Origin of the sequence: Paenilisteria newyorkensis, from assembly GCF_000766145.1 — a bacterium.
Lineage (GTDB): Bacteria > Bacillota > Bacilli > Lactobacillales > Listeriaceae > Listeria_A > Listeria_A newyorkensis.
Genome location: NZ_JNFB01000012.1, coordinates 111,779 through 131,744 on the forward strand (window position 1 = coordinate 111,779; position 19,966 = coordinate 131,744).

At 45.3% G+C, this 19,966-nt stretch carries 18 protein-coding genes and 1 pseudogene; 15 read left to right on the forward strand and 4 right to left on the reverse strand.

Annotation, left to right across the window (positions count from 1 at the left end; genetic code table 11):
* Positions 1-25: 25 nt before the first annotated feature.
* From EP58_RS05065 to EP58_RS05075, 3 genes are all read left to right on the forward strand, one after another.
* Positions 26-1,417 (forward strand): branched-chain amino acid transporter BcaP, encoded by a 1,392-nt coding sequence (locus EP58_RS05065; RefSeq protein WP_036090887.1) that lies wholly within the window; start codon positions 26-28, stop codon positions 1,415-1,417.
* Positions 1,418-1,564: 147 nt separating this feature from the next.
* Positions 1,565-1,756 carry a hypothetical protein gene (locus EP58_RS05070; protein ID WP_036090890.1) on the forward strand — a complete coding sequence of 64 codons (192 nt, stop codon included), beginning with the start codon at positions 1,565-1,567 and terminating at the stop codon, positions 1,754-1,756.
* Between the two features lie 15 nt (positions 1,757-1,771).
* Positions 1,772-1,993, forward strand: coding sequence for a hypothetical protein (locus EP58_RS05075; protein WP_124892752.1), 222 nt, complete (start codon positions 1,772-1,774; stop codon positions 1,991-1,993).
* A gap of 133 nt (positions 1,994-2,126) precedes the next feature.
* Here EP58_RS05075 and EP58_RS05080 read toward each other — a convergent pair whose 3' ends face one another.
* A complete protein-coding gene (locus EP58_RS05080; protein WP_036090894.1) occupies positions 2,127-2,672 on the reverse strand; it encodes a PadR family transcriptional regulator in 546 nt (181 codons plus the stop codon).
* A gap of 150 nt (positions 2,673-2,822) precedes the next feature.
* Between EP58_RS05080 and EP58_RS05085 the strand changes: the two genes are divergently transcribed.
* Positions 2,823-4,022, forward strand: a complete 1,200-nt coding sequence (locus EP58_RS05085) for an MFS transporter (RefSeq protein ID WP_052171349.1) — start codon at positions 2,823-2,825, stop codon at positions 4,020-4,022.
* 13 nt (positions 4,023-4,035) lie between these two features.
* Entirely contained in the window at positions 4,036-4,455 is a 420-nt protein-coding gene (locus tag EP58_RS05090) for a universal stress protein (RefSeq protein ID WP_036090898.1), read from the forward strand.
* A gap of 47 nt (positions 4,456-4,502) precedes the next feature.
* On the opposite strand, the gene EP58_RS05095 is transcribed toward EP58_RS05090, so the two are convergent.
* A complete protein-coding gene (locus tag EP58_RS05095; protein WP_052171350.1) occupies positions 4,503-5,348 on the reverse strand; it encodes an alpha/beta hydrolase in 846 nt (281 codons plus the stop codon).
* A 252-nt stretch (positions 5,349-5,600) separates the two neighbouring features.
* On the opposite strand from EP58_RS05095, the gene allC reads away from it, so the two are divergent.
* The 9 genes and pseudogenes from allC to arcC all read left to right on the forward strand — a co-directional run bounded on the left by allC (position 5,601) and on the right by arcC (position 16,057).
* A complete protein-coding gene (allC, locus tag EP58_RS05100) occupies positions 5,601-6,830 on the forward strand; it encodes an allantoate deiminase (RefSeq protein WP_036090900.1) in 1,230 nt (409 codons plus the stop codon).
* Positions 6,831-6,941: 111 nt separating this feature from the next.
* Positions 6,942-8,180, forward strand: coding sequence for an MFS transporter (locus tag EP58_RS05105; RefSeq protein WP_103034780.1), 1,239 nt, complete (start codon positions 6,942-6,944; stop codon positions 8,178-8,180).
* Between the two features lie 68 nt (positions 8,181-8,248).
* Positions 8,249-9,037: a (S)-ureidoglycine aminohydrolase gene (gene allE / locus EP58_RS05110; RefSeq protein WP_036090904.1), complete on the forward strand. Its 789-nt coding sequence runs from the start codon at positions 8,249-8,251 to the stop codon at positions 9,035-9,037.
* Positions 9,038-9,072: 35 nt separating this feature from the next.
* Positions 9,073-10,128 carry an ureidoglycolate dehydrogenase gene (allD, locus tag EP58_RS05115; protein ID WP_036091632.1) on the forward strand — a complete coding sequence of 352 codons (1,056 nt, stop codon included), beginning with the start codon at positions 9,073-9,075 and terminating at the stop codon, positions 10,126-10,128.
* 16 nt (positions 10,129-10,144) lie between these two features.
* Positions 10,145-11,194 carry an ureidoglycolate dehydrogenase gene (gene allD / locus EP58_RS05120; RefSeq protein ID WP_036090905.1) on the forward strand — a complete coding sequence of 350 codons (1,050 nt, stop codon included), beginning with the start codon at positions 10,145-10,147 and terminating at the stop codon, positions 11,192-11,194.
* Positions 11,195-11,209: 15 nt separating this feature from the next.
* Complete coding sequence (fdrA, locus tag EP58_RS05125; protein ID WP_036090907.1) at positions 11,210-12,982, forward strand: acyl-CoA synthetase FdrA; 1,773 nt, start codon at positions 11,210-11,212, stop codon at positions 12,980-12,982.
* A 22-nt stretch (positions 12,983-13,004) separates the two neighbouring features.
* Positions 13,005-14,273 carry a YlbE family protein gene (locus EP58_RS05130; RefSeq protein WP_036090910.1) on the forward strand — a complete coding sequence of 423 codons (1,269 nt, stop codon included), beginning with the start codon at positions 13,005-13,007 and terminating at the stop codon, positions 14,271-14,273.
* A 41-nt stretch (positions 14,274-14,314) separates the two neighbouring features.
* A pseudogene (locus EP58_RS17665) lies at positions 14,315-15,067 on the forward strand (oxamate carbamoyltransferase subunit AllH family protein); the annotation flags it as partial.
* 30 nt (positions 15,068-15,097) lie between these two features.
* The gene (gene arcC / locus EP58_RS17670) at positions 15,098-16,057 is read left to right on the forward strand and encodes a carbamate kinase (RefSeq protein WP_036091635.1); all 960 of its coding nucleotides are present in this window, start codon (positions 15,098-15,100) and stop codon (positions 16,055-16,057) included.
* Positions 16,058-16,113: 56 nt separating this feature from the next.
* On the opposite strand, the gene EP58_RS05140 is transcribed toward arcC, so the two are convergent.
* Positions 16,114-17,493 carry a sugar porter family MFS transporter gene (locus EP58_RS05140; RefSeq protein WP_036090912.1) on the reverse strand — a complete coding sequence of 460 codons (1,380 nt, stop codon included), beginning with the start codon at positions 17,491-17,493 and terminating at the stop codon, positions 16,114-16,116.
* 266 nt (positions 17,494-17,759) lie between these two features.
* Between EP58_RS05140 and EP58_RS05145 the strand changes: the two genes are divergently transcribed.
* A complete protein-coding gene (locus EP58_RS05145) occupies positions 17,760-18,566 on the forward strand; it encodes a helix-turn-helix domain-containing protein (protein WP_159106211.1) in 807 nt (268 codons plus the stop codon).
* 617 nt (positions 18,567-19,183) lie between these two features.
* Here the strand turns inward: EP58_RS05145 and EP58_RS05150 are convergent.
* Entirely contained in the window at positions 19,184-19,957 is a 774-nt protein-coding gene (locus EP58_RS05150) for a polysaccharide deacetylase family protein (RefSeq protein WP_052165035.1), read from the reverse strand.
* Positions 19,958-19,966 lie beyond the last annotated feature (9 nt).

Here is a 19,966-nt window from a genome sequence, read left to right on the forward strand (position 1 = left end):
TCGTGTATAGGAACGGAGGAGTTTGATGGAAAACAATAATTCATTTTTCAGAAAAAAGAAATTTCATTTAGAAACGAGTGGCGAACACCACTTAAACAAGACGCTCGGTGCATTTGATTTAACGATGCTAGGCGTTGGGGCAGTAGTTGGGGCAGGTATTTTTATTTTACCGGGACAAATTGCGTCAGTTACAGCAGGGCCAGGAATCATTATTTCATTTATTATTGCAGGATTAGCTTGTTGTTTGGCGGCACTTTGTTATTCGGAGTTTGCTTCTAAATTGCCGATTGCGGGTAGTGCGTATACATATAGTTACCATGTGTTCGGCGAAGGGATCGCATGGATACTAGGATGGTCGCTACTACTAGAGTACGGACTTGCTGTTGCTGCTGTTGCAAGTGGTTGGGCGGCTTATGTGAAAAGCTTGCTGGCCGGGTTTAGCCTTCATGTGCCAACAGCGATATCAGGTTCTTACAATCCAGATAACGGGACTTATTTCGATTTATTAGCATTTATCATCATTATTGTGATAGGTATTTTACTGAGTCTTGGCATTAAGGAATCCACGCGCGTCAACAATATCATGGTACTCATCAAGGTTGCCGTTGTTGTCCTATTTATTGTCGTTGGTGTTTTCTATGTAAAACCAGACAATTGGACACCGTTCTTGCCGTTTGGATTTAGCGGTGTGATCACGGGAGCATCGATGGTATTCTTCGCTTATATCGGTTTTGATGCGGTTTCGACGGCATCGGAGGAAGTGAAGAATCCGCAACGCAACATGCCAATCGGGATTATTGCTTCCCTCGCGATTTGTACGTTATTGTACATTTTGCTATCCGGCGTGTTGACAGGGATCGTTCCTTACGCTGATCTAGAAGGCATTAGCGCGCCTGTAGCTTTTGCACTTCAAGCAATCGGGCAAAATTGGTTCGCAGGTCTCTTGTCACTTGGCGCAATTGTTGGGATGACAACTGTTATCCTCGTTATGTCATATGGCGGAACACGTTTGTTGTTCGCGATGGGGCGTGACGGACTGTTGCCAGAAAGCTTCTCTAAGTTAGGAAAACGCAATACACCAGTTCGTAATACACTTATTTTTGCGATTGCAATGGGGCTTGTGTCTGGTGTGGTACCATTAGCGCAACTGGCCGAACTAATCAATATTGGAACATTGTTCGCGTTCTCGATGGTTTCACTCGGAATTTTCTTCTTACGTAAAAATAAAGACCTACCGACAACTGGTTTCAAAACACCGTTATATCCAGTTGTACCAGCGTTATCATTCCTATTATGTGTGTACTTGATCTTAAATCTTTCCGCGATTACATGGATTTCATTTGCGATCTGGTTCGTGGTTGGATTGGCTGTGTACTTCGTTTATGGAAAACGGCATTCTAATTTGAACGCAAAATAAAAACAATCAAAAACCCTTGAAAAAAGGGTTTTTTGATTGTAGAAATATAGCGTTCAGGATCAAAATCCGTACGTTTAGGACGAATTTGGTTTTTCGGGTCATTTTTATGATACGCTAAGTGTAAAAAAGATGAGGGAGTTTCATAGCATGAGGAAAATGATTGCGGCGGGCCTGATTTTGGTAGCGTTGATTTTGATTGGGGTTGCGTGTTACAGTTATTCGAAAAAAGAAGAATTTATTGATCGGAGACATCCTATGCGAAAGGATTTTTATCGGACATTGTACGATGAGAGATGGCTTGAGCGGTTTCCGATACAGCGATTACATAGGGGAGAGTAGTATAGGATGGTTATTTTGAAATTAATTTTTTATCTTGTTTGTGCCATTACATTGGCTGGATTGGCGGATTATGTTTTTCATTGGGAACGTTGGCGTAAGTGGATTCGGTATCTAGTTGCTGCCGTTTTATTTGTGATTGGCTTGGAGTTATTTCAAGCAGCAGGCGGGATTATTTTTAATGAGTTGGGTGTGCCAATGCCATCTTGGTTAAGATGGTTAACAGAAGAAAGCGATTGAGGTTCGGGCAAAACTCAATATAAAGAAAAATCGCCTCACCCTTTTTGGGGGTAAGACGGAAAATTTTGCTTGACACAAATCGAGCGCTTGTCGCCGATTTATATGGGTTATGCACCAGACTCAATGACTTTTTTCATATCTTATCAAACGAACTATGATACAAATCTTCGGCCCAGTCACACCATGCGAGTTCCTGCGCACAAACATCATCGCGGCGCTTCACAATCAAATACCGGCCGAATGAATTGCGCCATTCTTCTTTTCGTGTTGGGTCATTTTGCAGTGCTTCCAGTTCCTCGAGCTTCGGTTTATTAATCGTGGCTCTTTTTTTGTAGTGTCTGCGGCGGTCGTTGAAAAGTTGGGCAACGGTGTTTTTGTCCATTAGCGCGATGACGTAAATTTTTGCGAGGAATTCATCGCGGCTAATCGGCTCGGCGGTTTCTTCTAGCACCCATTCGCTGACGGCTTGAACGCCTTTTTTTGTTAGCGAGTAGATTTTCTTCGTCGTATCAGGATCAGCCTCGAATTGGACGTAGCCTTCTGTTTCCATTTTGCCGAGAACGGTGTAGATTTGGCTGTGATGTGCTTGCCAAAATAATTCCATATATTGCTTTAATTCGTAGCCTGTGCACGATTTGCGCGCGAGCATGCATAGCAGGACGTAACTCAATGTATTCAATTCGAACCCCTCCAACGCAACGTTTATGTGTTCAGTATACCACATCCGATTCTAAAATTTAATGTAAAAAAAAACATGTCAATATTGACATTATAGTCGAATGAGGAGTATACTTTAAAACAGGTTAATAAACAAACAGGAGTGGTAAACGTGGTAGAAGGAAAAGTAGCAATAAAAAAAGAGGATGGCGTTTTGAAAAGTTTGCTGCACCAGCCTAAATCGGCGTTGGCAGTAGCTTTTTCATGTGTGGTCGCCTTTATGGGAATCGGACTTGTCGATCCTATCTTAAAATCAATTTCGGAGCAGTTGCATGCGACGCCGGCACAAACATCGTTATTATTTACGAGTTATATGTTGGTAACGGGCATTGTGATGCTGTTTACTGGATTTATATCGAGCCGAATCGGGGCAAAAAAGACATTGCTTATCGGGCTCGTCATTATTATTATTTTCGCAGGGCTGGGTGGATTATCGCAATCTGTTGGGCAGTTAGTTGGGCTCCGCGCTGGTTGGGGACTTGGAAATGCGCTCTTTATTTCGACGGCGCTGGCAACGATTATTGCGGTTAGTTCAGGCGCGACGGAAAAAGCGATTATCATGTATGAGGCCGCGATGGGGCTCGGTATGTCGGTCGGTCCGCTGGTTGGTGGTTTGCTTGGAAGCATCACGTGGCGCGCACCATTTTTCGGAGTAGCGACTTTAATGGCAATTGGATTTGTGGCGATTATCATGTTGCTCGATCCGATACCAAAGCCAAAAGTGAAATCGAAATTCTGGGATTCACTCCGAGCTTTGCGTCACAAGGGCTTGCTTGTCACCGGTTTAACGGCGTTATTTTATAATTTCGGATTCTTTACGTTACTTGCTTATTCGCCATTTTTGATGGTTGGATATAGCGCGATTCAAGTGGGATTAGTATTCTTCGGTTGGGGCTTAATGCTCGCGATTTCCTCGGTTTTCGTGGCGCCGCGATTGGAAGAAATGTGGGGGACAAAATTGGTGATGATGGGCGCACTGGGACTTTTTGCGGTTGTTTTAGTCGTGATGGGAATTGGCGCGAATGATAGCACGGTCATTTCCGTCTGCATCGTGATCGCTGGCTTTTTCCAAGGGATTAACAACACGCTGATTACGTCGGCGGTGATGGTCGTTTCGCCAGTGGAGCGTGCGACGGCGTCCTCGGCCTACAGCTTTATCCGGTTTACGGGCGGTGCGATTGCGCCATGGCTCGCAGGGAGTTTGGCGGTTTGGTTCAATCCGCACGTGACGTTTTATGTGGCAGGATTTGCCGTACTCATCGGGATTATTATTTTGCTAGCAGGTCGAAAAGCATTGAGCGCACTTGATTAATGGAGGGATTAGAATGAAATTAGCGGTATTAATTGCAGACGATCAACTATCTAAAAAAATCGTGACAAAAACCGTGGCGTTGTGCCAAGAATTTGCAGAGGCGCCGGAAATCACGCTGATTCATGTCGTGAATGACAAAGCGATTGCGGAGGACGTGGAAGTTGGCGTAGACATTTCGGAGAATTTAGAGGAAGACGCACAGAAGATGCTGGCGGAAAAAGGCGCGATGTTCAGCGAGGCAGGACTGATGTATAAAACGGCTATCTTGAGCGGTTTTCCAGCAAAAGAAGTGACGAAATACGCGGGGGAAGCGGGATTGGATATGCTGATTATGGGGCATCACGATTTGTCGCTCGTTCAGAAAATGACGATTGGCAGTGTCGCGAAGAAAGTCGTCCAGCACGCGGAATGTCCGGTATTATTGATCAAATAAAAGCTAGTAGGAAGCTCACGTTCGTTGTGATTTTCCTACTAGCTTTTTTATTTGTACTCTTCTAAAAAACGTAAGGCTTGTTTGTAGGCCGGTAAACCGTCGTCGATGTTGGAATCGAAATCATGCTCCAAATTCTGCACGGTGAAAAGTTCATTTTGGAAGGTAGTCTGAGCTATTTTTTCAGCTTCGGTGTAGGGCACGTCTTTGTCAGTCGTACTATGCGCGATGAATACGGGCGGCAAAAAGCTGAAATCGCGCATGTCTTCGAGTGAAAAGGCGTCGATATCGGCGTCTTGATGCGGTCCAAAAACTTCATCGAGCCACTGCCCCTTTTGGCGACAGTATATGTACAAGGCGTAACGCTTTTCGATGTAACCTTCTGTGAGCTCCGTTTTGCCAGTTAAAGCGGTTTTTAAATCGGCTGGAATCGTTGGGAGCTTCGCGTAATGTGGACTCGGATTTTGATACCAGGAACCGTCAATCGAAGCGTAGCCATAGAAGGATAGCACGGCGTCGGCGGTTGGAAGCGTGGCGTCGGATGCGGCTTGGAGTGCGAGATAAGCGCCGGCGGAACGTCCGAACAAGATGAACGCGTTGGCAACACCGAACGTTGCGCGGGCGTTGGCTTCAAACCAGGAAATCGCGTCTTGCACATCTTCATAAATCGCAGGTAGCTTGGTTTCCGGCGCCAATCGATAATCGACCGCGAAAAAATGATACCCAGCTTCGAGAAAAAGATTGCGGTACGTTTCCGGCAAATCGTTGCGAAGTCCCCAAATGAGACCGCCACCGTGAAAATAAATAATCGTTTTAGCGGCATCAGGACGCGGACTTGGATAGAAATCCCCTTTTAGCGCCAAGCCATTTTTTTCAGCAAAAATAATTGTTTGCAATTGGGTCATCTCCTTTGTTATTCTTCAAAGACAGCATACACTAGATTTCCTGTGAGCTCAACGATTTATGATTGGGCACGCGAAATCTATATAATCACTATCAACAATTTGGGCAGCTTAATTAGTCATAATGAACAAAAAGCGAACAGGGTTTTTATCGCTTTTAAACGATGCAATCAAAACTTGAAACGCTTACACTTTAAAGAGTAGAGAACAAGTAGGACAAATCAGATGAAGGGTGGACTTTTAACGATGGACAGAATTTTTCAAGATGTGGCGGATAATGTGGCTTGGCTTTCGGGAATTGGCGCGGATCCGACTGGTGGAACGACGCGGTTGCTTTACTCGGATTATTGGGTGGAGGCGCAGCAGGGCGTGAAGAAGAAAATGGACGATGCGGGTTTCACGACGTATTTTGATGATATCGGCAATCTTTTTGGCCGTGTGGAAGGGTCTACATATAAGGATGAGACGATTATGTCGGGTTCTCATATTGATACGGTGGTCAACGGCGGGAAACTAGACGGTCAATTTGGCGTTTTGGCTGCGTACCTTGCGATTAAATATTTGAAGGAAAAACACGGTCAGCCGCTTCGGAACCTAGAAGTTATTTCGATGGCAGAAGAGGAAGGAAGCCGTTTTCCGTATGTTTTCTGGGGAAGTAAGAACTTCTTTGGACTTGCGAATAAAGAGGAAATGGCGGACGTTGCGGATTTTGAAGGTGTAAAATTTGTGGATGCGATGCGCGGAGCTGGGTTCGATTTCCGCGATGAAACGAAGCCGCTGCGTGACGATATTAAGGCGTTCGTCGAGATTCATATCGAGCAGGGGAAAGTGCTGGAAAACGAGGGTAAAGTAGTTGGTGTGGTGAATAGTATCGCTGGGCAACGTCGCTATACTATCGTGCTAAACGGCGAGTCAAACCACGCGGGAACAACGCCGATGGGCTACCGCAAAGATACCGTTTATGCGTTCAGTAAAATCGTGTCGCAATCGATTGACAAAGCCAAAAAACTTGGCGACCCACTCGTGCTTACGTTCGGAAAAGTAGAGCCGAAGCCAAATACGGTGAATGTCGTTCCTGGTGAGACACTGTTCACGATGGATTGCCGTCACACGGATGAGGCTGAACTGCATAGCTTCACGCAAGAAATTGAGCAAGATATGAAAACAATTTGCGCAGAAATGGGCATCGATATCTTGATTGATCTATGGATGGACGAAGCACCAGTGCCGATGGATCCACATATCGTGTCCGTGCTAGAAGGCGTTTGTAAAAAAGAAGGACTCAATTATCGCGTGATGCATAGCGGCGCAGGTCATGATTCTCAAATTTTTGCACCGCGTGTACCGACGGCGATGTTCTTCGTGCCTAGTATTGGTGGGATTAGCCACAACCCGGCGGAAGATACGAAAACAGAAGACTTGGTTGAAGGCGTGAAAGCACTAACAGAAGCATTATACGAATTAGCATATAAATAAATAGCTCATACATCATGTAAATCGGCGGCAAGCGCTCGATTTGTTGGAAGCAAAATGTAGATGTTATACGAAATGAGAAATGATTAAGATTTCATAGGGAGTGAATCAAAAATGGAAAACGAAACGGCAACAATGAAAAAGGGGCTCCAGTATTGGCAGCAAATTATTATTATTTTATGTTTAGGTTGGGTAGTTATCTGGATTTACCGCAGTGTCTTAACACCGATTTTTCCGGAAATTCAACAAACGATTGGGCAACATTCTGATGCACAAATGGGCTTGATTGCGAGTTTCTATTTCTTCGCGTATACAGGAATGCAGATTCCAGCGGGGATTTTAGTCGATAAATTTGGTAAGAAAGTCGTGCTTATCCCTGGTTTCTCACTGTTCGCCATCGCAGCACTTGTGATTGGTACGGCGCAAAACTTGGAAATGATTTATCTCGGTAGTTTGCTTGCCGGTCTTGGCTGTGGATCTTATTACGGTGCGGCTTACTCGCTGTCCTCTGAGAATATTCCAGCAGAAAAACGTGGCCTATCAACGGCTATCATCAACAGTGGTTCCGCGCTCGGTATGGGTATTGGCTTGATTGCTTCTAGTTTACTTGTAAAATCGGTCGGTATGAACTGGCAAATCATGCTTTTCATTATCGCTGGTTTGATTGTTGTGATGATCTTTGTTTTTGCGAGTGTGATTAAAAGTTCGCCAAAAGTGGATCGTTCCGCGGTGGCCAAAGAAAAAGCAGCACCAAAAGAGAAAGCGCCAATCAAAAACTTGTTTACAGGTCGGATGATTGCGTCGTACATTCTTTATTTTGCAACGTGTTACGGGTACTACATGGTCGTGACGTGGTTGCCATCTTTCTTACAACAAGAACGTGGATTCCAAGGCGTGGCGATTGGATTTTCCGCTGCACTTGTAGCTTTTTCCGCGATTCCAGGGGCATTATTTTTCAGTAGAATGTCGGATATCTTCAGAACGAAAAAAGTGCGTTTCATCGTTGGTTTGACGGTTGCAGCCGCGGCGATGTTGATGCTTACAGTACTGGCGCCAACTTCGGGCATCTTGCTAGTCGGCCTGATTTTATACGGATTGCTAGGAAAACTTGCAGTAGAGCCAATCCTGATCTCTTACGTAGCAGATAGCGCACCGAAAAAAGGATACGGAACATCGTTTGGCGTATTCAACTTCTTCGGAATGAGTTCATCGGTTATCGCGCCATTCTTGACAGGGGTTATCTCCGACTCGACAGGATCGAAAGTAATGGGCTTCTATATTTCCGCGATTATCCTGGTTATCGGAGCAACAGTATTTTTGATTGCAAATATTAAATCGAAGAAAATAGCATAATTTGAATAGGGAATCAGTGTTTTCGAGCGCTGATTCCAATTATAATTTGGAAAAGAGAGGTTTTTAGAATGGGTTACAGAAATAAGAATACGGGTTATGTGAGCGATATTCTCGCTTCGAGATCGGTAATCAAGCGTGGCAATTACGCGATTATTCCGCCGAATGGATTGGTGAATAACTCGATTCCAGGTTTTGAGAACTGTGAATTGTCGATTTTAGCAACGCCGAAATTGGGCGCTTCTTTCGTGGATTATATTATCACGTTGCTAGATGGCGGCCAAAATAAGGCTGGTTTCGGCGCACCTGGCGTAGAGACTTTCTTCTATTGCTTGGACGGGAAAATCACGGTTTGGGCGGATGACGCGAAGCATACACTTGAGGCTGGTGGCTATATTTATTGCCCAGCAGGTGTGATTTTGAAATTCGAAAATGACAACGGTGGCGCGAATAGTGAGGCGTTCCTTTATAAGAAGAAATATGAGGCGGTAGCAGGTTACGAGGCGCATGTTATTGTGAATAATGTGGCGAATCTGGAGAAAATTGCGTACGAAGGTATGGAAGATGTGATTTTGCAAAACTTATTGCCGGCGGATCTTGGTTTTGATATGAATTTCCACATTTTAAGCTTTGAGCCGGGTGCGTGTCACGGATATATTGAAACGCATTATCAAGAGCACGGCGCGTATATGCTATCTGGAGAAGGCGTTTACAATTTGGACAACGAATGGGTTCCAGTCAAAAAAGGTGATTATTTATTCATGGGTGCGTATGTGCCACAAGCGACGTATGCGGTCGGACGCGGTGAAGCATTCAGTTATTTGTATTCGAAAGACTGTAATCGCGATCCACAATTATGAGAAGGTAGGGAATTGGTGTGAAAGAGCCACAAATGATTCGAGTAAGGAAACATGATTTACATGATTTAATTCAAAAGAAATTGGAAGCAGCGGGGCTTTCTGAGGAGCATGCGGATGGCGTCGCGGAATCTTTAGCATTCGCTGACGCGCGCGGAATTCACTCACATGGTGCGGTTCGCGTGGATTATTATGCGGAACGAATTGCCAAAGGTGGCACGACGATTGAGCCTAACTTCCGATTCAATAAAACGGGACCGAGTTCGGGCGTTTTTGAAGCGGATAATGGCGTCGGGCATGTGGCGGCACGCAAGGCGATGGATGAGGCGATTGGTTTGGCACAGGAAACAGGCGTCGGGATTGTCGGCGTGCATGAAATGGGACACAGTGGCGCGCTCGCTTATTTTGTGAAGCAGGCGGCGGATCAAGATATGGTCGCGATTTCTGTTTGTCAGTCGGACCCGATGGTGGTGCCGTTTGGTGGCGCTGAGCCTTATTTTGGAACGAATCCGATCGCGTTTGCAGCGCCGCGCATGGACGGTGAGCCGGTTATTTTTGATATGGCGACGACGGTTCAGGCATGGGGCAAAATTTTGGACGCGCGCTCAAAAGGGGTGGATATTCCGCCAACGTGGGCTGTGGATGCGAACGGCGAACCAACGACGGACCCGCACCAAGTGAACGCATTGCTTCCGGTTGCTGGACCAAAAGGGTACGGTTTGATGATGATGGTCGATATTTTATCGGGAATTTTGCTAGGATTGCCATTCGGAAAACGGGTGTCTTCGATGTATACGGATTTGACGAAAGGTCGCAACTTAGGGCAGTTACATATCGTGATTAACCCGGCTTTCTTCACGTCTTTGAAGGAGTTTAAGCAAAATATCGCGCAAATGGTCGATGAACTGCATGCGACGAAAGCGGCACCGGGATTCAGTCAAGTGTTGTATCCAGGCGAGTTAGCGGAGATTGTGGAAACGGACTATGCGGATGCGGGAATTCCGATTGTGAAAGATGTGTATGATTATTTGATCAGTGACACGGTTCATTACAATCAGTACGATCACGCGGGGTTATTCGCGGAACAAGACTAGAAAGGTGGCAGGCAGAATGCGAGTTTCAAAGGAAGATTTGCACCAGCTGATTCAAACAAAAATAGAGCGGGCTGGTTTGACGGAAGAACACGCCGATATTGTCGCTGATGTGTTGGCGTTTGCGGATGCGCGCGGGATTCATTCGCATGGCGCGGTTCGTGTCGAGTATTATTCGGAGCGGATTGCCAAAGGTGGCATCACGAATCGACCGGATTTTCGGTTTGAGCAGACGGGACCGACGAGTGGTATTTTCCACGGGGATAATGGTTCTGGGCACGTGGCGGCGAAACGATCGATGGAAGAGGCGATCCGGATTGCTGGCAAAAATGGTGTCGCGGTTGTGGGCGTGAAAAATATGTCGCATAGCGGGGCGCTGGCTTATTTTGTAGAACAAGCTGCGAGTTGTGATTTTGTAGCGCTTTCTGTTTGCCAGTCGGATCCAATGGTGGTGCCGTTTGGTGGCGCGGAGGACTATTTTGGCACGAATCCGATTGCGTTTGCAGCGCCGACCGATGACGGGAGAATGTTGACGTTTGACATGGCGACGACGGTTCAGGCTTGGGGCAAGGTGCTTCATGCGAGGTCGCGCGGGGAATCGATTCCGCCGACTTGGGCGGTAGACGCGGACGGGGCGCCAACGACGGATCCAGCGAAGGTCAACGCGTTATTGCCAATCGCTGGGCCAAAAGGGTACGGCTTAATGATGATGGTGGACGTTTTGTCGGGAATTTTGCTGGGATTGCCATTCGGGAAGCATGTGAGCTCGATGTACGCGGATTTGTCGAAGGGGCGCGATTTGGGGCAATTGCATATCGTGATTAATCCAGCGTTCTTCACGGATATCGAGGCGTTTAAGGCGAACATGTCGGAGGTTCTAGATGAGGTGACGGCTGTTGCTCCTGCGCCGGGCGTGGATCGGGTGTATTATCCTGGTGAGCGTGGACGGTTGCGTGAGAAGGCTTACGAGGAGCAAGGAATCGAGATTGTGGATGATATTTATGAGTATCTGATTTCGGATGCGATTCATTTTGACAATTATGATGGAAAAAATAAATTTGCGGAATAAGGAGAGGTGAGCACGATGTTACACACGATTATTAAGGAAAATGCGTATCAAGATTCGGTTGTTTTGATGCTGCTTACGAATAAGGTTTCGACGATTGATGGGGTAAACCGGGTATCGATCATGATGGGAACGCCTGCGAATAAAGATATTTTCGGAACATCGGGCTTGCGTACAGAAGAGCTGGAAGCGGCATCGGCGAACGATATGGCGATTGTTGTAGACACGGAAGATGCTTCTAAAATTGATGAAATTTTGGCGGAAGTGGATGCGTTTTTAGCCAGTCAAGCGACGAAGGAAAGCAGCAACACGACGGAAACGGCGCGGACTTGGGATAAGGCGATGAAGCTCGATCCGGATGCGAATATGGCTTTGATCTCGATTCCAGGTACATATGCGGTGGCGGAAGCGGATCGCGCATTGGATGAAGGGCTGCACGCGTTTATTTTTAGTGATAATATGCCGATCGAGGAAGAGCTGCGTTTGAAGCAGAAAGCGCATGACAAAGGTCTTTTTGTAATGGGGCCAGATTGTGGAACGGGGATTGTGAATGGTGTTCCGATGGCGTTTACAAACGTCGTGAAGCCTGGAAACATCGGCATTGTCGGTGCATCTGGAACGGGAATTCAAGAAGTTTCGACGATTATTGACCGTCTTGGTGGTGGCGTGACGAACGCGATTGGAACGGGTGGTCGCGATTTATCCGAAACGGTTGGCGGTATCACGATGCTAGACGCGATTGCAGCGCTTGAAAAACAAGCCGATACAGACGTGATTGTCGTTATTTCGAAGCCACCTGCAAAAGCGATTCGCGATAAAGTTTTGGCGTTATTACGCACGATTTCAAAGCCTGCCGTGACGATCTTTTTAGGTGAAAAACCGACATATCACGAGGCGAATTTATATCACGCTTACACGCTCGAAGAAACGGCGCGCATTGCGGTGGAGCTTGCGAAAGGTGAGGCGATAACGGCGGTTGAGACGGAAATCGTGACGCCTGACATCCGCTTAACTCCGGAGCAAAAACACATCAAAGGCTACTATTCTGGCGGGACTTTAGCATCTGAGGCGGCAATGCTTATCGCGGACGCCTTACAGTTAAAAGAAGGTCTGATTAAGCAAGACGGCTATATTTTGAAAACAGAGGGTCACGAGGTTATCGATCTCGGCGATGATATTTACACGCAAGGAAAACCGCATCCAATGATTGACCCTGAAAAACGGATTGCGTTCATTGAAGATGCGGCAAATGATCCGGAAACGGCAGTTATTTTGCTTGATGTGGTGCTTGGTTACGGCTCACATGAAGACATGGCGGGGCAATTGGCGCCAGCGATTAAAGACGTGATTGCAAAAGCGAAAGCGGCCGGACGCGAATTGGCTGTTATTGGAACGGTATGTGGGACGCTTCAAGATCCGCAAGACTACAAGGAACAGCGTCAAACGTTGGAAAATTCTGGCGTAATCGTGAAAGACAGCAATAATGAAGCGGTTAGAACGGGACTCGCGCTCGTTGGTCGTACGGTGGAAGAGGCTGATAAAGCGATTCGTGAAGTCGAGTCAGGCGAAGCAGCGCCAATTTTAGAAGCATCAGACGCGATGTTAAACTTGTTGGCAAAACAACCACGTGTCATCAACGTTGGACTAAAAAGTTTTGCGGAGGCGATTACCGAAACTGGCGGACGTGTCGTGCAATTTGACTGGCGCCCAGTGGCTGGTGGAAATACTGAACTACAAAAAGTACTACAATTCTTGAATAGTTACCGCGCTGAGACGGCGGACGTGAAATAAATTTTTGAAGGAGGAAAAAACAATGACAAACTACCAGACAATTGATGAAGCAAACCGCGCAGTGGCGGACAAAATCGTTGCATCAGCCCCATTTTTATTGGACGTCGTGCCTGCTAAATCTGTAATCGCTGAGTTAAATGAAGGAAAGGTTTTACTTCACGCGGGCCCTCCGATTAAATGGGAAAACATGACGAGCCCAATGCAAGGTTCGTGTGTTGGGGCCGCATTATTTGAAGAATGGGCGGACAATGAAGACGACGCGCGTGCGATGCTTGACCGCGGCGATGTCACGTTTATTCCGTGCCATCACGTGGACGCAGTTGGACCAATGGGCGGTATTACCTCGGCGAATATGCCAGTTGTTGTCGTGGAAAACCACACAGACGGCAATCGCGCTTACTGTACGATGAACGAAGGCATTGGCGCAGTGCTGCGTTTTGGTGCTTATTCCGCAGAAGTTGTGAATCGCTTGCGCTGGATGCGTGACGTGCTTGGCCCAGTGCTTAGCAAAGCACTGCAAACGCTCGATGAAGGCATGAATCTAAACGTTATCGTTGCAAAAGCAATCGCGATGGGAGACGAGTTCCACCAACGCAATATCGCGGCTTCCCTCGTATTTTTGAAAGAAGTGAGCCCAATCATTGTGAGCCTGGATATCGATGAAAAAGAACGCCAAGAAGTCATCAAGTTCCTCGCAGATACCGATCAATTTTTCCTAAATATCATGATGGCTTCCGCAAAAGCAGTGATGGATGGCGCGCGGATGATTCAAGAAGGCACGATTGTAACTGCGATGTGTCGTAACGGCGAAAACTTCGGAATTCGCATCAGCGGTATGGGAGACGAATGGTTCACAGCACCCGTCAACACTCCGCAAGGCCTTTATTTCACAGGTTATTCCGGCGAAGATGCGAACCCAGATATCGGGGACAGCGCGATTACAGAAACGTTTGGCGTTGGCGGTATGGCAATGATTGCAGCACCAGCCGTGACTCGTTTTGTCGGTACAGGCGGATTTGGCGACGCACTGAAAACAAGTAATGAAATGCTTGAAATCGTGATCGACCAAAACCCAAATTTCACCGTTCCAACATGGGATTTTCAAGGAATTTGCCTCGGTATTGACGCTCGTAAAGTAGTCGAAACCGGCATTACACCAGTCATCAACACTGGAATCGCCCATAAAAAAGCAGGTATCGGCCAAATCGGCGCTGGAACCGTAAACCCACCAGTTGCCTGTTTTGAAAAAGCAATCACAGCCTACGCAGAAAAGTTAGGCTTAACCGTATAAAAAGGAGGTGAAAAAGGATGTCAATGATTCAATCACAGCGCATGGCTCAAAACGTCGCGAATTTGCTAGTTGAGCGTCAAACATGGCGCGTCCACAGTGTTTTCACAAACGGTTTCAACTTGGAAAACGAAGCCGAACGCATTTTTATCGGCACAACCAAAAACGGCCAACTACCATTTGCTGTTCAAATAACAACTCGCGACGTAACCAAGCTTATCGCTACGATTCAAGCCAATCAAACCTTCCAATACGAAGGCGGCATCCTTTTTCACCAACAATCCAAGCTTCAAATCACGCTCACTGGTGCCACCCAATACACCAGCAAACGTGAAAAAACAGCAATTCAGCCGAATCCCAGTTTTTTAACACACACATTGCAAAGCGAGAAGCAAACAGGACTAGGTTTTTCCATCCGAGAATGGCTAACCCAGCCCGAAACCGCGAATCTCGCAAAAGCAATAAGCAGCACAGACTCGGCGTTTATCGAACAAACCTTGCGCTATTTTATAGGTCGCGGCAGTGGTTTGACGCCATCCGGAGACGACATCTTGCTCGGCATTTTGCTCGTTGGGCAGGAAAGCCGGACTTTTAAAGAAGTATTAGCGACATTAATCCAGACCGAGCTATTGACCACAGACATCAGCCAAACCTATCTGAAATACGCGTTACAAGACCAATTCAGCGACACATTACTCGCACTATACGAAGCATTCCAAAAGGGCGCAGAAACTGGGGAAATCATCGAACACATTTACCAAAACGGACATACGTCGGGAATAGACACGATAGCAGGTGTCGCACTCGCAATAAAGGAGGAATTTTCAATGGGAAAACGCGTAGTTATCGCGCTTGGCGGTAATGCAATCTTGCAACCGAATCAAGAAGCAACATTTGAAAACCAATTAAAAAACGTGGAAGACAGCTGTGCAAAAATCGCAGAAATCACAGAAGCAGGGCACAAAGTCATCGTGACACACGGAAACGGCCCGCAAGTCGGCAATATTTTACGTCAAAACGAAGAAGCCAAAGCATACGTTCCAGCGCTGCCAATCGACGCGTGTAGCGCAGAATCACAAGGTTTTATCGGCTACATGATGGAACAATCACTAAAAAATGAACTCGCACGCAAAAAACTACCAACAAACGTCATCACGCTTTTAACACAAACCGAAGTTAGCGCGAGCGATCCCGCATTCCAAAGCCCAACAAAGCCAATCGGTGTTTTCTATACACGCGAAGAAGCCGTTGAACTCTCCGCTGAAAAAGGCTGGGAAATGGCAGAAGACGCAGGCCGAGGATACCGCCGCGTTGTCCCATCCCCACAACCACAAAAAATCCATGGCGTCGAAGCGATTAAGCAACTTGTAGCCACGGATACCGTCGTTATTTCGACAGGCGGAGGCGGAATTCCCGTCGTGCAAAATGAAGAAGGCGACCTAAAAGGCGTCGAAGCAGTCATCGACAAAGACCGTTCCGCATTACGCCTATCCGAACAAGTCGAAGCTGACGTTTTCATGATTTTAACCGACGTGCCAAACGTTTACCTACATTTCGGCGAACCAAATCAACAAAAACTAGAAGGCGTTCCAGTCAAAGAAGCGAAAGAATACATGAAAGAAGGCCATTTCGCAGACGGCAGCATGGGTCCAAAAATGGAAGCAGCGATTGCCTTTGCCGAATCTGGAAAAGAAGCCATCATTTGCTCACTAGACGCTGCAGTAGAAGCATTAGCTGGCTGCGCAGGAACACGAATTTTGCCCCAAAAAAGCACGGTAAACGCTTAAAAATGTATTTTAAAAAGGTCAAATAGCTCATCGCTACTTGACCTTTTTCATTGCTACTAAATTGCTTTCGCAGTACTCGTTCTATTTTTATTATTCAATGCTTTCGTCTCATTTTTCACTAGCGCATCCTCAATTTCCTCTAACGTATAGCCCCGTGTCTCAAATACAAAGCTTCTAACAAAGAATACCGCAGCGACGCAAACCAGTCCGAAAATAATGAACAGCGTCACATTTCCAATCGTTTCTTCTAAAACCGGAAAACTAACCGAAACAGTCCAGTTAGCCACCCAGTTCACCAGCGACGCGATACCAACAGCTAAACCGCGAATTTGCAACGGGAAGATTTCGCCGATCATAACCCACATAACCGGTCCCCAAGTTGCGCAAAAACTAGAAATATAAGTAGCTAGGAAAATAAAGGTGAACAGATGGAATCCAGGTTTATCCGCTTCTAAATGGAACGCCGCAGATAAAGCAAAGAACGAAACGCCCATCGCCAAAGCCCCAACCATCAGCACTTTTCTCCGGTCAAACCGATCCATCAATGACACGGCTACGGCAGTTACAATAACATAGAAAATACCTAGAAAAATTTGCGTCTGAATCGCCGAAGTAGCGTCTGTCCCACCACTCATTAAAATACGCGGCGCATAATAAAAGACCGTATTACAACCCATCCACTGTTGCAAAATAGCTAAACCAAAAGCCGCAATCACGGATGGACGCACCCATTTTGAAAAGACATCTTTCAAACGACCTTTTTCAATATGACTCTGCTCCTCGATTTCAAGGATTTCCGCTTCCGCCTCTGACTTGCTACGAATGTTTAGCAAGATGGCTTCCGCTTCCGCACGTTTCCCAACTTTCACCAAATAACGCGGTGATTCTGGTAATAAAATGCCACCAATAAACAGAATAAGTGCAGGCACCGCAGCAAAACCTAACATCAATTCCCAACCAATCGGTGAATCCCGCCAAACATAATTCGCAATGTAAGCGAGCAACATCCCAATCATAATCATCAACTGATTCAAAGAAGATAAGCTTCCACGCTGATTCGCTGGTGCCAATTCGGCCAAGTACATCGGAACAAGCGCACTAGCTCCACCAACCGCTATACCTAAGAACATCCGCGAAATAATTAAGGCCGTCACATCAGGCGACAAGGCACTGCCCAAAGCCCCCACAAAGAAGATAAAAGCAGTCAAAATAACCATTTTCTTACGGCCATATCGATCCGATAACGGTGAAATTAAGACCGCCCCGACAACCGCCCCAATCAAAATACAACTAACGACAAATCCAATCTCGCCATTACTTAATTGAAGCTCATCCTGAATAAAAATCTGCGCTCCAGCAATGACACCAGTATCATAACCAAATAATAGTCCACCTAAAGCACCGAAAAAGTAAATTAAATTTTTTGATAATCTCATAAATATCCCCCATTTTTAGTAGTATAAACAATGATTGCGCTATTCATTTCCTCCTTTGATGATATAAATTATATATTGCTTCCGCTTTCAATTTCGCTTATAGTAAGAATATTGAGGAGGGAAGGAACATGACCAATGAATTTGAGTTAATTGAACATAGTAAAGTACAAGACATTCATGTTTTTCTGATTGAGATGCATTATCGTAGCATGCACCTACATATGGATATCGAAGTCGTCTATTTGCTAAGTGGTTCGCTAAATATTGTGACAAATAACAAGAAAATTTCACTCGAAAAAGGCGATTTTATTGTCTTAAATTCCTGCCAATTACACGAATTAGATTCGAAAAATTCTGCATTGTTATTAATTTTTCAATTTTCGCCAAAGATTTTTGAAGCTTTTTTCCCGCAAATTAACGAGGTTTATTTCGACACAACGCCTATCACCTTAGAAGCTTCCGAAACGGGCCGGCGTCTGTTAGGAAATATAGTAGCCGCAAGTCAAGCCTATTTTAAAGAAGAAGCCTACTTTTCACTGCTGTGCCACGGCTTTTCCTCCATTATCATGTTTGATTTAATGAAACTCGTCCCGCACAAACAAATGAAAGAAGAAAAGAAAGATCAGCTACTATTAAAACTCGAAAGAATCAAAAGAATAAGCGATTACATTTCCAAACACTATCAAGAAAAGCTGTTACTTTCTGACATAGCAGAGAAAGAAGCGCTATCATTTACCTATTTATCGCACTTTTTCCACGAAAATTTTGGTGTAACGTTCCAAGAATACGTCAATCTTCTCCGATGTGAAAAAGCGAAATATTTATTAATCCATACAGAAAGCACACTCTTAACTATTTGCGGCATTTGCGGTTTTTCCGATTTGCGTTATCTCAATAGTTCCTTCCAGCGCTTTTATGGCGTAAGCCCGAAAACATTTCGAAAGCAGAACCAAGATTGCCCAAACCAAGTGAATACGCTAAAACAAGATGTGACAAATAAACAGTATATTTTCTCAAAAACGCAGAGCCTGGAGAAAATCACGCGGTTCTTCACGCCACCATTTCAGCAATAACTAAAACTACAATGTTGCGTTCAATTAAATAGCCGTTTTTCGCCATCATTTAAAGTTAGCGCTTACTTAACTACTATAAACTGTATTTTATCACTTTTATTTTTGGTTTTCCCACATGATTTTATTCTCATTAATAGACAATCTTGCTATTTTAGAGAATGTCCATAAATTAGTTAAAATCACAGCCCCCAAAAGCCCAGGATTAAGCTCCGTTTATTTTTTAATTAAATTCTAATCTAGATCACAGCTAAATCTCCCCGACGACCGTTATTATATAGTTATAAGCTAACAAATTAAATTTTTATTCTTTCCCCTGAGAATAAAATCCCAAACTCCCTTTTTGACCACCGCGGTTCCTCCCTTTCCGCGGTGGTTTTTTGTTGTGTATTTTTCACCAAATTTTGTTTAATTGTCTAATTTTAAAGGTCATGCTACACCTCAGCGAAGCGACAAATGCTTAGATTCTAGGCAAAAGCGAGTACCGAAGCGGAATGTACTAAGGTACATGAGCACCGGAACACAGCTTTTAACGACGGAGATGAGCGTTTGTCGCTTCGCTGAAAGACCAAACGCTCTTTTTGACCACAGTGGTTTTTTGTTGTGCTTTTATGCACTGATTACAAATCTGGATCCTTCCGAAAATTCAGATGAAAGTCATTATCCTCAAAATAAGGCATCAATTCAAAACCCTTTTCTCGAATTGCTTTTACTAAGCTGGGAATTGCTTTTAATGTATCTTCTGTTTCGTGTACCAAAATAACGGGGGAAATTTTATGGAATTTATCTAGTTGTTCCTTAATAGAGGTCACTATTTCTTGAGGTTTTCCTTTGTGTCGCCAATCTTCACTATCGATATTCCAATCAAGTAGGCGGTACTTTTTTTCCTGCGCATTTTTGATTTGCATCGCACTTAAATATGTACTGCCATAAGGTGCCCGAATTAGCTTTATTTGCTTACCTAGAAGGCTGTTAAGTAGTGTCGATTCTTGTTCCATTTCTGGGATGAACTGGCCATTTTTGTACAATTTTTTTGCGTCGTGCGTCATACTATGCATACCTATACTATTACCGGCTTGGGCGGCTTCTTTGACTGCCTGTTTGCGGTCTCCTGTAATATTATTGCCAACGAGGAAAAAAGTAGCCTTCACGTTTTCCTTTTTTAGTGCGGCTACAATCGCTGACATGTACTTTGTCGGGCCGTCATCAATGGTCAAATAAGCAATTTTGTGTTCACTGGCTTGTTTTGGCGCTTGTTGACGTGGTGGTTCTTGTTTACTCGTTTTTTTGTCTACTTTTGCTACATCCGCGGATTTCAGAAAGAAAGAAGCGCCAACGACTAAACAGGGAATGAGTAACAGAATCGATGCTATCACGATAAGTTTCTTTTTCATTTCATTACC

Coding starts and splice junctions, on each gene's coding strand:
- EP58_RS05105 (WP_103034780.1), top strand. CDS start 6,942: ATGGAAAACGAAACGGCAACAATGAAAAAGGGGCTCCAGTATTGGCAG.
- allE (WP_036090904.1), top strand. CDS start 8,249: ATGGGTTACAGAAATAAGAATACGGGTTATGTGAGCGATATTCTCGCT.
- allD (WP_036090905.1), top strand. CDS start 10,145: ATGCGAGTTTCAAAGGAAGATTTGCACCAGCTGATTCAAACAAAAATA.
- EP58_RS05065 (WP_036090887.1), top strand. CDS start 26: ATGGAAAACAATAATTCATTTTTCAGAAAAAAGAAATTTCATTTAGAA.
- EP58_RS05090 (WP_036090898.1), top strand. CDS start 4,036: ATGAAATTAGCGGTATTAATTGCAGACGATCAACTATCTAAAAAAATC.
- fdrA (WP_036090907.1), top strand. CDS start 11,210: ATGTTACACACGATTATTAAGGAAAATGCGTATCAAGATTCGGTTGTT.
- EP58_RS05070 (WP_036090890.1), top strand. CDS start 1,565: ATGAGGAAAATGATTGCGGCGGGCCTGATTTTGGTAGCGTTGATTTTG.
- EP58_RS05140 (WP_036090912.1), bottom strand. CDS start 17,493: ATGAGATTATCAAAAAATTTAATTTACTTTTTCGGTGCTTTAGGTGGA.
- EP58_RS05150 (WP_052165035.1), bottom strand. CDS start 19,957: ATGAAAAAGAAACTTATCGTGATAGCATCGATTCTGTTACTCATTCCC.
- EP58_RS05130 (WP_036090910.1), top strand. CDS start 13,005: ATGACAAACTACCAGACAATTGATGAAGCAAACCGCGCAGTGGCGGAC.
- arcC (WP_036091635.1), top strand. CDS start 15,098: ATGGGAAAACGCGTAGTTATCGCGCTTGGCGGTAATGCAATCTTGCAA.
- allC (WP_036090900.1), top strand. CDS start 5,601: ATGGACAGAATTTTTCAAGATGTGGCGGATAATGTGGCTTGGCTTTCG.